Source organism: Peribacillus sp. NPDC097675 (assembly GCF_050277655.1).
In the GTDB taxonomy this organism is placed as follows: Bacteria; Bacillota; Bacilli; order Bacillales; family DSM-1321; genus Peribacillus.
Window position 1 is genome coordinate 260,736 of sequence record NZ_JBNNSK010000002.1, and the last position, 14,629, is coordinate 275,364.

The following is a 14,629-nucleotide window of genomic DNA, read 5'->3' on the forward strand; positions in this document are numbered from 1 at the left end:
CACCTCGCTAGCTTATAGCCAGTCTATATCTGTTATTGTACGCTCAATTTCCGGAAAAGAATCTAGAAATTTAAGGGCATTTTGAAGTTCTCTCTCAGTAGCTTTCCTTGAGGAAGAAACGGTCACGATGGAGATCTTAGTACGTTGCCAAAGATCCTGGAAATCCGTTTCGGCTACCGAGATATTAAACTTCTGTTTGAGCCGTGTCATGACACGTTGCAACACGGCTCTTTTTTCTTTCAAGGAATGGGTGTCATAGATAATGCACTCACATTGGACGGATCCAACGATCATTTACGTTCGATTTCTTCCATTACATAAGCCTCAATTACGTCGCCCTCTTTAAGGTCATTGTAATTCTTAATGGTAATACCGCACTCGTAATTTGTTGCAACTTCTTTAACGTCATCTTTAAAGCGTTTCAATGCGTCAATTTCACCTTCATAAATGACGACACCTTCACGAATTAAGCGAATTCCGCTGTCACGCGTAAGTTTTCCTTCTGTAACATATGAACCCGCAATTGTACCAACTTTTGATACTTTGAACGTTGTACGAACTTCAGCTTGACCTATGATTTTTTCTTCGAACTCAGGATCAAGCATCCCTTTCATAGCCGATTCAATTTCTTCAATCGCTTTGTAAATGATGCGGTGAAGGCGGACATCAACTTTTTCTGATTCAGCCGCACGCTTCGCATTTGCATCAGGACGGACGTTAAATCCGATGACGATCGCATTAGAAGCGGTAGCAAGGATGATATCAGACTCTGTGATGGCTCCAACGCCAATGTGAATGATTTTCACTTTTGCGCCTTCAACTTCTATTTTATTCAGGGAAGCGGCTACTGCTTCTGCAGAACCTTGAACATCCGCTTTTAAGATGATGTTCAATTCTTTGATTTCCCCTTCTTTCATTTGTTCGAACAATGTATCAAGTGTAACACGTGATTTTTCATTACGTTGTGAAGCAAGTTGTCTTTGTGCACGTACTTCCCCAACTTGGCGGGCAGTTTTCTCGTCTTCAAAGACGATGAAACGATCGCCTGCTTGTGGAACTTCATTTAATCCAGTGATTTCAACTGGTGTGGATGGACCAGCATCCTTAACACGGCGTCCAAGGTCACTGACCATTGCACGTACACGACCGAATGTATTACCGATTACGATAGGGTCTCCGACTTTCAATGTTCCGTTTTGGACAAGCAACGTCGCTACAGAGCCACGGCCTTTATCCAAACGTGCTTCGATAACCGTTCCGTTCGCTTTACGCGTTGGGTTTGCTTTGTATTCTTCTACTTCACTTACTAGTAGAATCATTTCAAGCAAGCTATCGATTCCTTCACCCGTTTTAGCTGAAATTGGTACGAAGATTGTTTCTCCACCCCAAGCTTCAGAAACTAAACCGTGCTCAGTTAACTCTTGCATAACGCGGTCAGGATTAGCTGCTTCTTTATCCATTTTATTAACAGCGACAATGATTGGAACTTCCGCTGCTTTAGCATGGTTAATTGCTTCAATCGTTTGAGGCATAACACCATCATCAGCTGCTACAACGAGAATCGTAATATCCGTGATTAATGCTCCACGAGCACGCATTGTCGTAAACGCAGCATGTCCTGGTGTATCAAGGAATGTGATTTTCTTGTCATTGACTTTGACTTGGTAAGCACCGATATGTTGAGTGATTCCGCCCGCTTCGCCTTCTGTAACTTTCGTATGACGAATGGAATCAAGCAATGTCGTTTTACCATGATCGACGTGACCCATGATTGTTACGACTGCCGGACGTTCGATTAGATCTTCAGAAGCATCTTCAGTCACTAATGACTCAAGATCTGTCAAGTCGACACGAATCTCTTCTTCAGCCAATACTCCGTACTCTGTACAGATTAATTCGATAGCGTCTTTGTCCAATGTTTGGTTGATTGTTGCCATTACACCAAGCATGAAAAGTTTTTTAATGATTTCAGAAGGTTCACGGTGAAGTTTTTTACCGAGTTCCATAACTGTCAAAGACTCATAAAACGTAATTTTTTCTGGAAGTTCTCTTTCTTTACGCTTTGTAACAGGTGCCTGTGGCGCTGATTGTCTTTGTTTGTTATTTTTGTTACGGTTATTTCTTCCTCTGTTAAACTGTCCTGTTGGCTTTTTAGTGCCCAGCGGTTTAACTGGCGGTTTTTTCTTTAGCTTTTCTTTATTGACCGTGCTCTTCTCATCTGCTTCAGCTTCGTATTTAGCAACCGTTGCATTTGCTTTCGGTTCAGCAGCTTGGGCTGGTTCTTCACTTTTTGGTTTAAGTGAGTCATTTAATTTGTTTACAGTTGAATCGTCTAATGCTGTCATATGGTTTGTTACCTCTATATTCATTTCTTTAAGTTTAGTTATTACGTCTTTACTTGAAACGTTTTTTTGTTTTGCATATTCATATACACGCAATTTTGTCATACGTTCACCCCCGGTAAATTTAATCGAGCAGCATTCGGAGTTTTTGTGCAAAACCTTCATCGAGAACGGCGACGGCAACCCTAGCATCCTTGCCAATGGCATGGCCAAGCATGGATCTGTCTTCGACTCTCTTTAAAGGAACCTGATAAAATGCGCACTTATCAGAGATTTTTTTTTCAGTGTTTTTTGAAGCGTCCGCGGCTAAAATAACAACTTTGGCATTACCGCTTCTAATCTCTTTAACCACTAATTCTTCACCCGAAATTAGCTTGCGTGCTCGATTGGCCAAACCTAATAGAGACATCCATTGTTGTTGTTGGGTCATGGTGTTAGTCTTTCTCCTTATCCACTAATTCAAGCAGTTCTTCGTAAAGGGAAGAGTCAATTCGAGTACTAAGGTGATTTGCCAGCACATTTTTCTTTTTGGCCAGCTCGATAATATCCCGATCAAGGGTTAAATAAGCTCCCCTTCCCGATTTTTTTCCGGTCGGATCAAGGCTGACTTCCCCTTCTTTAGATCGAACGATACGAATGAGTTCTTTCTTTGGCTTCATAACGCCAGTGGCTACACATTTTCGCATCGGGATTTTTTTTCGGCTATTCATCTATTTTCACCTCTACCTTACTCGTTATCCTCTTCGAAATCTTCTTCCTCTTCATTCACATAACTATCCCGGCTTAACAGGAATTCCTGTTCTTCAACAGGATAAATGCCAGCTTCGCGGGCTTCCGTTTCACTCTTGATGTCAATTTTCCAGCCAGTCAGTTTGGCTGCCAAGCGTGCATTTTGTCCACGCTTACCAATTGCAAGCGAAAGTTGGTAGTCAGGAACAATGACAGTAGTTGCCTTATCTTCTTCTTTAACGATAACTTCAAGAACCTTTGAAGGACTTAAAGCATTCGCAACAAAGATAACCGGATCTTCTGACCATTTAACGATATCGATTTTCTCGCCTTTTAATTCATTTACGATAGCCTGGACACGTTGTCCTTTTTGGCCAACACATGAACCAACCGGATCGACTTCCTCATTATCTGAGTGTACAGAGATTTTCGAGCGGTCGCCTGCTTCACGGGCAACTGACTTGATTTCTACTGTTCCATCAAAGATTTCAGGAACTTCTATTTCAAATAAACGTTTTAAAAGACCTGGATGCGAACGGGATACAAAAATTTGTGGCCCCTTCGAAGTCTTCTCAACTTTTGTGATGAAAACCTTAATGCGGTCATGTGGTTTGTACTGTTCATTTGGCATTTGTTCGTTGACAGGAAGTAATGCTTCAATTTTACCCAAACTCACATAAATAAAACGTGAATCCTGACGTTGTACAATCCCAGTCATGATATCTTCTTCACGATCGATGAATTCCGCATAGATAATGCCACGTTCTGCTTCACGCACTCTTTGAGTAACGACCTGTTTCGCTGTTTGTGCAGCAATGCGGCCGAAATCCTTCGGAGTTACTTCCATTTCCACAATATCCTCCAACTGGTAGTTAGGATCTATTGCTCTTGCTTCTTCGACGGAAATTTCCAGACGAGAATCGAATACTTCTTCGACCACATCTTTTCTGGCAAATACACGCATTGTTCCTTTGCCTAAATTTAAGTCGATACGTACATTTTGTGCTTGGTTAAAGTTACGGCGATATGCCGATATAAGTGCAGCCTCAATCGCGTCGATCAAAACTTCTCTCGAAATTCCTTTGTCGTGTTCTAAAATATAGAGAGCATCCAATAACTCATTGCCCATGGTGATCCCCCTTACGGATATTTAATTAATGATTTGCTTGATTAAGAGAAGGTAATGGCAAGTCTTGCTTTTGCCACTTTTTCAAATGGAATGACAATCGTTTTCTTTCTAGTCTTGATCTTGACTTCAAGCGTCACTTCATTCCCATCATAACTGGTCATGATTCCTTCGAATTCTTTTTCATTTAAAATGGGCTCGTATGTTTTTATGTAAACATTTTTACCGATAGCATTAAGGAAATCCTTCTCTTTTTTCAGAGGCCTTTCCGCTCCGGGAGATGAAACTTCGAGAAAATAAATTTGTGGAATTGGATCGACTTCATCAAGCTTTTCACTGAGCTTTTCACTCATGTTCCCGCAATCTTCAAGATCTACGCCTGTTTCTTTATCAATGTACACTCGAAGGAACCAGTTCTTGCCTTCCTTCACATACTCCACTTCAACTAATTCAAGCTGTAATTCTTCAAGAATAGGTAAAGCTAATTCTTCTACAACTTCCGTTACCTTTTTACTCATTTGTTTCCTCCATACGTGCGTTGTGTGCGCTTGGTTTCGGATTCAAAATTAAATGGTCAATACAACACGAAAGAGTGGGTTTCCCCACTCTTGCCATTGGTTCCTCTTAGTATTTCCAATAAAAATATACCATAATCAAGATATTTTTGCAAATATCATGTCTGTTTCTTCCTTTTTATGGCCAGCCCTCCTATTAAAATAAGGAAAGCTGATTTTGTTCTGGAAGAGACTCAAGGCAGCCTTGTTTATCAAGATATTCAAGGATTGTCTTGGAAACCTTCCCGCGTTGCTGCAAGTCCTCTTTGGAAAGGAACTCACCATTTTTACGTGCATTGACGATATTGATCGCCGCATTCGTACCAAGACCTGGAATTGAATTGAAAGGCGGAATCAACGTATTGCCTTCAATAATGAATTGATCTGCACTGGATTTGTACAAATCTACCTTAGCAAAAGAGTATCCGCGTTCACACATTTCCAAGGCAAGTTCAAGTACTGTCAACGTGTTCTTCTCTTTAGTTGAAGCTTCCAACCCTTTCACGCTTATTTCTTCAATCTTGGTCTTGATTGCTTGTGAACCCCGTGTCATAGCGTCTATTTCGAAGTCATCGGCACGAACCGTGAAATAAGCTGCATAATACAATAATGGTAAATGCACTTTGAAATAGGCAATTCGAACAGCCATTAACACATATGCGGCAGCATGTGCTTTAGGGAACATATATTTAATCTTCTTACAGGAATCTATATACCATTCCGGCACTTCATTCTTTCGCATTTCCTCTTCAAATTCATCCGACAAACCTTTCCCTTTACGAACAGATTCCATAATCTTAAATGCCAAGGAAGGATCTAGCCCTTGATAAATGAGATAAACCATAATGTCATCACGACAACCAATTACTTCGCTTAGTGTACAAATCTTATTATGGATCAATTCTTGGGCATTGCTCAGCCATACATCGGTACCATGTGACAATCCGGAAATTTGGACAAGCTCGGAAAAAGTCGTCGGTTTTGTATCTTCAAGCATTTGCCGAACGAAGCGCGTTCCAAATTCAGGTATACCGAGGGTACCTGTTTTACACATAATCTGGTCTTCAGTCACTCCTAGTGATTCCGTGCTGCTGAATATCTTCATGACTTCTGGATCATCTGTCGGAATCGTTTTAGGATCGATCCCACTCAAATCCTGAAGCATCCTGATCACTGTTGGATCATCATGACCAAGAATATCGAGTTTCAAAATATTATCGTGAATCGAGTGGAAATCAAAGTGAGTCGTTTTCCACTCTGAATTCCGGTCATCCGCTGGGAATTGTATTGGTGAGAAATCATAGATATCCATATAATCCGGAACAACGATGATCCCCCCCGGATGTTGTCCGGTTGTCCGCTTCACACCTGTACATCCGGCCACAAGTCGATCTGTTTCGGCTCCGCGCATGTGGATATTGTTATCGGCTGAGTACCCTTTAACATACCCATATGCCGTCTTTTCGGCCACTGTACCGATCGTTCCGGCACGGTACACATAATCTTCCCCAAACAGAACCTTCGTATAATCATGGGCCTTCGGCTGATATTCACCAGAGAAGTTCAAGTCAATATCGGGGACTTTATCCCCTTTAAATCCAAGGAACGTTTCAAAAGGGATATCATGGCCATCTTTCGTGTAGGCAATGCCACAATCAGGACAATCTTTATCTGGCAAGTCAAAACCAGAACCAACGGAACCATCATTGAAGAATTCCGATTTTTTACATGTTGGGCACACATAATGTGGCGGAAGTGGATTCACTTCCGTAATTTCTGTCATCGTCGCTACGAATGACGATCCGACCGATCCACGTGAACCGACAAGATATCCATCATTCAATGATTTTTTAACCAGTTTGTGAGAAATTAAATAGATAACGGCAAATCCATGACCGATAATGCTTTTTAATTCTTTTTCAAGGCGGGCTTCGACGATTTCCGGAAGGTTTTCTCCATATATCTTCCTGGCCATACCGTAACTCATCGCGCGCATTTCTTCTTCTGCACCTTCGATTTTAGGGGTATACAGATCGTCCTTGATCGGCTTGATGTTTTCAATCATATCCGCGATTTTATTCGTATTTGTGACCACGACTTCTTTTGCCTTTTCGGCACCAAGGAAGGCAAAATCTCTTAACATTTCATCCGTTGTCCGGAAATGGACATCCGGCAGCTTATGGCGATTCAGCATATTTGCCCCGCCTTGCGAATTCACAAGGATTTTACGGTATATCTTGTCATTTTGATCGAGGTAATGAACATTCCCTGTCGCTACAACAGGTTTGTCCAGTTTCTCTCCAAGCTTGACGATGTTGGAAATGATTGTCTCTAATGATTTTTCATCTCGGACAAATTCAAGCTCAATCAAATGTTGATAGACATCCTTAGGATGGATCTCAAGATAATCGTAAAACTCGGCAATTTCGACAACATCCTCAAAGCCCTTTTGCATCATCCCTTCGAATACTTCCCCTTTATCACAACCAGAACCCACAAGGATTCCTTCACGATATTTTTTCAGTTGTGAACGTGGAATACGAGGCACACGGTAAAAATAATTGATATGGGATAACGAAACTAATTTAAAGAGATTTTTCAAACCTTCCTGCGTTTGCGCAATCAAAGTACAGTGAGACGGTCGAGAGCGTTGATAAGCATTTCCATTACCCATATTGTCATTTAGCTGATCATGATACGTTATGCCTTTCCCTATCGTTTCCTTCAACATTTTCAATAACAGGTAACCCGTAGCCTCTGCATCGTATATGGCTCTATGATGCTGGGTCAAATCAATATCCAACTTTTTACACAATGTATTCAAGCGGTGATTTTTGAACTCTGGATATAAGAATCTTCCTAATTCCAGCGTATCCAAAACGGGATTGGCTGCTTTGGGATATCCTATATTTTTGTAACCCATATTCAAAAAGCCCATGTCGAAACTTGCATTATGGGCCACAAGAACGGCATCTCCAGCCCATTCCTTAAATCTTTCCAATACATCTGAAACTTCCGGTGCATCCACCAGCATATCATCGGTGATATGGGTCAAGTCGATAATCGTATTGGATAACGGTCGATGGGGATTAGCGAATGACTCAAATTTATCAATAATATCGCCATCATGAATTTTCACGGCAGCTAATTCAATGATTGTATCATAAACGGCAGACAAGCCTGTCGTCTCTACGTCGAAAACGATATACGTGGCATCAGAAAGCGGCACATGCGCTTCGTTATAGGCAATCGGCACGCCATCGTTCACAAGATTAACCTCTACGCCATAAAGAATCTTTATGTCATTTTTTTGACCGGCGCTATAGGCCTCAGGAAAAGATTGAGCTCCTGCATGATCGGTAATCGCCACTGCCTTATGTCCCCACTTCGCTGCCTGGGCAACGAGAGCAGATGTCGGCGTCACAGCATCCATTTGGCTCATTGGTGTATGCATATGGAGTTCGACACGTTTTTCACCTTCAGGGGCCTTATCCTGCCGACCTTGTTTAGAGATTTCGTTAATGTCATTGGCAATCATAACCAAATCACGGACAAACGTATCATTTTGAATGCTTCCCTGTGCACGGACCCACATTCCTTTTTTTACCCGGGCAAGAATGGCTGCATCCTCTTTATCACGTGAAAACATTTTGACCAGGATAGAGCTCGTGTAATCCGTAACTTTAAACGTTAATAAACTGCGACCACTACGGAGCTCACGCACTTCCGCGTCAAACACGAAACCTTCGATTGCTATTCTGCGCTCTTCATCGATAATTTGCTCTATGCTACGGAAATCTGCATCTTCTTTAATGGTATACCCAATTTTAACCGGACCTTCGTAGACGCCATCGTCTCCTTTTTCCGATTCTTTCTTCTGCATCTCTAGTAAAGCGGCGAGTCCCTTTTCCTCGTCTTCTTTTTGTTTCTCAGCTAAAAACTTCTTGTAATCCGAATTCGAGACATTTTCGTTCACTTCCGCTTCAAGCGATAATGGAGGGAAACCGTAGCTCTGATAAATATTCGAAATAAGGCCGGAGTATTTCTGTTTTAACTGCCCAGCTTCAGCGCCATTTCGTGCATTGACAACAAGCTTATATCCTGTTACTTTCGGCTCCTGCTCATTTAATAGGGTTAAAAGAGCTGGTGAAATGCCTTGTAGCTCGCTTATACAATTTTTCCAGTACTCTTTGACCAATTCTTCCGTCACCAACGGATTAGCAACATTCAAAGTAAAGGTTACTTTGGCAATATGAGCAAATGTACTAGTTAAATGGTTAGCGAATCTTGTATGGACACTGCATGGTATTAAAGCAGGTATATTAAAGGCGAAATGCCATTTTTGTGACTCTCTCTCAATCGACAGTTTTTCAATCTCGGCACCAATGAAAAAATTCACAAAGGCATCCTCTGTCAAGTCCAATTGTTGGAGCAAGAGTTGAAATCTCTCTCTACCGCTGTTTGGATTTTGATCCATTTCCTCTCTCCCCTTTATCTACTATCTAATTAATAATCGTCGTATCCATTCGATAACAACAGTGGTTATTATAACACACTACATAAATTTTTAAGAGTCTCTTCATACAAAGAAAAGGAAAGGCACCATCCAATTGAATGATGCCAAACCCACCTATATTTGTATTCGCTTATCCTAATAATTCTTTCAGCTTTTGTACGAGTTCCACTGTTTCCATTTCAAGTACTTCACCCGTTTTACGTATCTTCACTTCAACGATACCATCAGAAGCTTTTTTACCGACCGTTACGCGGACCGGAAGGCCAATCAAGTCAGAATCGGCAAATTTGACGCCTGCACGCTCATGACGGTCATCCATCAATACATCCATGCCTTGTTTTTTAAGTTCACCATATAATTTTTCTGCAAGCTCAGCTTGAGACTCATCCTTCATGTTAACTGGAATCAAATGAACCTGGTATGGTGCTAAATTGGTAGGCCACACTAGACCTTTTTCATCATTGAATTGCTCAGCTACTGCCGCAAGTGTCCGGGACACACCAATACCGTAACAACCCATGATCATCGGTTGTGAACGGCCATTTTCATCTAGGAAAGTCGCGTTCATCGCTTCGGAATACTTTGTTCCAAGCTTGAATACGTGGCCCACTTCAATCCCTTTAGCAAATTTAATATGTCCGTTTCCATCCGGTGAAGGATCACCCTCTTGAATAAAACGAAGGTCGATATAGTTTGCTACGTTAAAATCACGGTCAGGATTCACATTCACGTAATGATAGTCTTCCTCATTTGCACCAGAAATCCCATTAACCATTGATTCAACAGCCAAATCAGCAATAACTTCCACATAGGAGGCAATATTGATTGGTCCAAGAGAGCCTACCGCACAACCTAATACCTCTTTCGTTTCGTTTGGATCTACTAATTCGACGATTTCAGCATTATAGAAGTTTTTCACTTTGATGTCATTGACTTCATGATCACCACGTACCAAGACAAGTACATATTTTTCATCCACTTTAAACAACAAGGATTTTATCAAATTAGAAGCATCCGTTTTCAAGAATGACGCAACATCATCAATCGATTTCTGCCCAGGAGTATGAACTTTTTCAAGTGAACCTAGCTCTTCGGAACTCTTTTCATATTTAACAGTTACAGGTGCCATTTCAATATTTGCCGCATAATCTGATGTATCCGAATAAGCAATTGTATCTTCTCCTATTTCAGAAAGCACCATGAACTCGTGTGTATCTTTACCACCCATCGCTCCTGAATCTGCAATGACAGCTCGGAAATCAAGACCACAACGGCTAAATACATTTGAATAGGCCTTATATAGATTTTCATATACAGCATCAAGACTTTCTTGATTAGCATGGAATGAATAAGCATCCTTCATGATGAATTCGCGTCCGCGCAACAAACCAAAACGTGGTCTTTGTTCGTCACGGAATTTCGTTTGGATTTGATATACTGTCAACGGTAAACGTTTGTAAGATTTCACTTCATCACGAACTAAGCTAGTAACGACTTCTTCGTGTGTTGCACCAAGGGCAAATTCACGGTTATTACGGTCTTTCAATCGCATTAGTTCAGGTCCATATGTATACCAACGACCCGATTCCTGCCAGAATTCTGCTTGCTGAAGGGCCGGCATCAATAATTCGACGGCACCCGCATTATCCATCTCTTCCCGAACAATCGCTTCGACCTTCTGAAGCACTTTTTTACCAAGCGGCATAAAACTGTATACTCCGCTTGAATTTTGTCTCATGAACCCTGCACGCAATAAAAGCTGATGGCTTTTAATTTCTGCATCCGCAGGTACTTCCCTTAATGTAGGGATTAACGTCATACTTTGTTTCATATCTACACCTCTTCAATATTTCCTTTAAACTTCCATACGAAAATTTACGGTTATCTACTACAAAATGCTTTTTAATTTAATTAAGTTGTTGATTTCATATGCTCATTTTCGATTATACTTACGAATTACCGATAAAACAAACTATTTTGCCCAAACTCTTTAAAAACATAGGAACGATTACAAACAGCCAACAGATAGTTCTGCTGGCTGTTTAAATTCATTCGTACACTTCAGGCTTAAAGGAAAAATCGCTGGATGTCATTCCATGTTACGACTATCATTAATAACATCAGCAATGCGAATCCGATAAAATGGACCATTCCTTCTTTTTGTCGGTCAATTGGTTTTCCTCTTAGGAATTCGACCACGAAGAATAACAATCGTCCTCCATCTAAAGCAGGTAACGGAAGAAGGTTCATGATTCCTAAGTTAATGCTGAGCAATCCAGCCCACTTCATTAACGTGAACAACCCTTGTTTCGCCACTTCTTCAGTGGATTTATAAATACCTACAGGACCAGATAAACTATCAATCGTAAATCCTCCCGTTACTAGGTCACCCAAAATGATGAAAATCTGTTTCGTCCAAAAATAGGTCTCTGTCGCTCCATATTCAATTGCTTTTAGCGGAGCTTTTTCAACCGGTGGATATACGCCGATAATTCCAATTTTCTCGCCTTCCCTCTCCACTTCCTGAGGGGTCACTGGAACTTCCAACGTTTTTCCATCTCTATAAACAACGAATTCGATTTCTTTTCCAGGATGTTTTTGAATGCTTGCCTGCACATCTTCCCAGGTTGTAACTTCCGTACCTTCTATCGATTGAATGGCGTCCCCGGATTTTAATCCCGAAGTAAGAGCCGCACCATCTTTAGTTAGTTCACCCAGTTTTGCTTCGTCGACAACGACCCCTTGAAACAAACCAATCAATGTAAAAATAACAAAAGCAAGAACAAAGTTCATCGCTGGACCAGCCAGAATTGTCAAGAAGCGATGTCCAAGAGATTTTGACGCAAACTGACGATCATAAGGGGCAATTTGGTTTTCGACTCCATTTTCAACGATTACAGCTTCTTTATCGATGGTAAAGGTTTTTAATGTATCTTCTTCTCCCTCTTCGTAACCCGTAAGTATCAGTTTATGGTCTAGATCTATCACTTCCACTTCAACAAGCCGAATATCCGGGTATTTATCTTTGTTGTTCAAGATAATCTTAGTGACATTTTCTTCTTCATCAAACATCAATCCAACACGATATCCAGGTTTCAATTCGATATTTTCTGCATCTTCCCCAGCCATTCGAACGTATCCACCTAAAGGAAGAAGGCGAATCGTATAGACCGTTTCCTTCTTTTTATATGTGAATACTTTTGGTCCGAAACCGATTGCGAATTCGCGGCACAAAATTCCCGCACGCTTCGCCAATACTAAGTGTCCCAACTCATGGAAAAATACAAGAGCGCCAAAAATGATAATGAACGCTATAAGCGTTTCTAGAGTCTGCATATTCTGGTCACCTATCTTTCACTATAGATTCTATAAACTTCCTTGTCATTATATCGACTTCCTGGATTGTTTCTAAATCAGGACTCGCAATGACAGTATGTTTGTTAAGCGCTCTTTCTATCAAGTTCTCGATTTCAAGGAAAGAAACTTTTCCGGATAAAAATGCAGCTACCGCAGCTTCATTGGCAGCATTCAACACGGTTGTCATCGTGCCGCCCATTTTACCTGCTTTATATGCGAATTGCAAACAGGGATATCTAGTGAAATCCATTTCACTAAAGTGCAGTTTTCCTGCTTCCGCCAGGTTCAGACGCTTGCGCCCGACAAGAGGCAGACGATCTGGATATGTAAGGGCGTATTGGATGGGTACGCGCATATCTGGGGTACCCAATTGTGCCATCACACTGGAGTCGTGAAATTCCACCATCGAGTGGATTATGCTCTCCCTGTGCAACACTACATCAATCTTTTCGTAGGGAAGATCGAACAGCCAGTGGGCCTCGATAACTTCCAACCCCTTATTCATCATGGAAGCTGAATCAATGGTTATTTTTGCTCCCATTGACCAGTTTGGATGGTTCAAAGCCTCTTCCACCGTGACTCCCTGTAACTCTTCACGGGTCCGATCACGGAAACTTCCACCTGAGGCGGTTATGACTAATCGTTCGATGTTCTTTTCTTTTTCACCTTGTAGTGCTTGAAATATCGCAGAATGCTCACTATCGACAGGAAGTAGGCTCACACCAGCCTTTTTCGCTTCATCGATGACCAGATGCCCAGCGGTCACCAATGTCTCCTTATTGGCTATGGCAATATCCTTTCCGGCTTTAATCGCTTGCAGGGTCGGATAAAGGCCCACGCTCCCAATGACGGCATTGACTAAAACTGTCGCTTGATCATATACCGCAACAGCTGTTATCCCCTCATCGCCATACATGAACTCTAAATTTTTCCGGTTAGGGTATTCACTTTTCAAAAGTTCATAATCTTCTTTTGTCTGTACGGAAACTAGCTCCGGTTCAAACTCTTTTATATACATCCTGACCAAATCAATATTCTTTCCGGCCGAAAGTGCCACTATCTTGAATTGATCGGGGTGGGCCCTGACTACATCCGCTGTCTGTTTCCCAATCGAACCTGTTGCACCCAGAAGGCTGATATACTTCAAATCCGTTCATCTCCTAATTCTATATAACCTTGCCTATATTTTATTATAAAACATGCAATAAATGTAAAATTGGTAAAATAAATATTAAACTATCCAGCCTGTCTAAAATTCCGCCATGACCAGGAAGAATCTTTCCCGAATCCTTTACGCCATAGTGACGTTTATAAGCCGATTGAACAAGATCGCCGAGTTGGCCAAAGATTGCTATGATTAAAGAAATCAATAGTAATTGCCATAAAGAATAATCCAAAGAAGAGAATGCGTAGAAAAGCACACCCACAATCAATGCGGAAAATACCCCTCCAAAGAACCCTTCAATTGTTTTATTAGGACTGATTTCAGGCCATAACTTCCTTTTACCCAATGCTTTTCCGATGAAATATGCCCCTGAGTCAGTTGCCCAAATCGTAAATAAAGTAAGAAGGATATAGACCAGGCCTAAAGATTCATTATCACGCGTTTCAAAGAGGTAATAAAAACCGATGCCTAAATACAGAATCGTAATGACTAAAAAGCCTGCATCATCAAAGGTGAACCTATTTTTTGAAAGAACCGTATAAAGTAACAGCACTAAAACGCCGATTAAGAAAATCTGTACTTTATCATAATTATTTTCAGTTAAAAACGTGCTATAATCATTCGGCAATAATAATATCCACAGCAAAACATGTGAAAGAATAGCCTCAAAGGAGAACACACGCATTTTTTTCATTTTCATCAATTCATACAAACCGATGGATGCTAACAAGTAGACCATCAGTAAAAAGGGAACTTTCCCTACCATTACAATCGGGATGAAGATAGCGGCAGCAATGATTGCCGTAATAATTCTCTGTTTCATTATTCCAATTTCCTCGC

The 14,629-nt window shown here is 41.2% G+C and carries 11 protein-coding genes; all 11 read right to left on the reverse strand.

The features are described 5' to 3' along the window. Positions 1 to 12: 12 nt before the first annotated feature. The 11 genes from ACQKL5_RS04505 to ACQKL5_RS04555 all read right to left on the reverse strand — a co-directional run bounded on the left by ACQKL5_RS04505 (position 13) and on the right by ACQKL5_RS04555 (position 14,612). Positions 13 to 294, reverse strand: coding sequence for a DUF503 domain-containing protein (locus ACQKL5_RS04505; protein ID WP_053345363.1), 282 nt, complete (start codon positions 292 to 294; stop codon positions 13 to 15). Then, positions 291 to 2,447, reverse strand: coding sequence for a translation initiation factor IF-2 (gene infB, locus ACQKL5_RS04510; protein ID WP_427606821.1), 2,157 nt, complete (start codon positions 2,445 to 2,447; stop codon positions 291 to 293). The genes ACQKL5_RS04505 and infB overlap by 4 nt, the downstream gene beginning before the upstream one ends. A gap of 19 nt (positions 2,448 to 2,466) precedes the next feature. Then, positions 2,467 to 2,772, reverse strand: a complete 306-nt coding sequence (locus ACQKL5_RS04515) for a YlxQ family RNA-binding protein (protein WP_402868399.1) — start codon at positions 2,770 to 2,772, stop codon at positions 2,467 to 2,469. A 4-nt stretch (positions 2,773 to 2,776) separates the two neighbouring features. Further along, the gene (gene rnpM, locus ACQKL5_RS04520; RefSeq protein ID WP_427606822.1) at positions 2,777 to 3,052 is read right to left on the reverse strand and encodes an RNase P modulator RnpM; all 276 of its coding nucleotides are present in this window, start codon (positions 3,050 to 3,052) and stop codon (positions 2,777 to 2,779) included. 17 nt (positions 3,053 to 3,069) lie between these two features. After that, a complete protein-coding gene (nusA, locus tag ACQKL5_RS04525; RefSeq protein WP_427606823.1) occupies positions 3,070 to 4,200 on the reverse strand; it encodes a transcription termination factor NusA in 1,131 nt (376 codons plus the stop codon). Between the two features lie 41 nt (positions 4,201 to 4,241). Continuing rightward, on the reverse strand, positions 4,242 to 4,715 hold the full coding sequence (rimP, locus tag ACQKL5_RS04530) for a ribosome maturation factor RimP (RefSeq protein ID WP_427606824.1): 474 nt from the start codon (positions 4,713 to 4,715) through the stop codon (positions 4,242 to 4,244). A 193-nt stretch (positions 4,716 to 4,908) separates the two neighbouring features. Continuing rightward, on the reverse strand, positions 4,909 to 9,228 hold the full coding sequence (locus ACQKL5_RS04535) for a PolC-type DNA polymerase III (protein WP_427606825.1): 4,320 nt from the start codon (positions 9,226 to 9,228) through the stop codon (positions 4,909 to 4,911). 169 nt (positions 9,229 to 9,397) lie between these two features. After that, positions 9,398 to 11,098, reverse strand: coding sequence for a proline--tRNA ligase (locus tag ACQKL5_RS04540; RefSeq protein WP_427606826.1), 1,701 nt, complete (start codon positions 11,096 to 11,098; stop codon positions 9,398 to 9,400). A 236-nt stretch (positions 11,099 to 11,334) separates the two neighbouring features. Next, positions 11,335 to 12,603: an RIP metalloprotease RseP gene (rseP, locus tag ACQKL5_RS04545; RefSeq protein WP_427606827.1), complete on the reverse strand. Its 1,269-nt coding sequence runs from the start codon at positions 12,601 to 12,603 to the stop codon at positions 11,335 to 11,337. A gap of 7 nt (positions 12,604 to 12,610) precedes the next feature. After that, positions 12,611 to 13,771, reverse strand: coding sequence for a 1-deoxy-D-xylulose-5-phosphate reductoisomerase (gene dxr, locus ACQKL5_RS04550; protein ID WP_427606828.1), 1,161 nt, complete (start codon positions 13,769 to 13,771; stop codon positions 12,611 to 12,613). A gap of 43 nt (positions 13,772 to 13,814) precedes the next feature. Next, positions 13,815 to 14,612, reverse strand: coding sequence for a phosphatidate cytidylyltransferase (locus tag ACQKL5_RS04555; protein WP_427606829.1), 798 nt, complete (start codon positions 14,610 to 14,612; stop codon positions 13,815 to 13,817). Positions 14,613 to 14,629 lie beyond the last annotated feature (17 nt).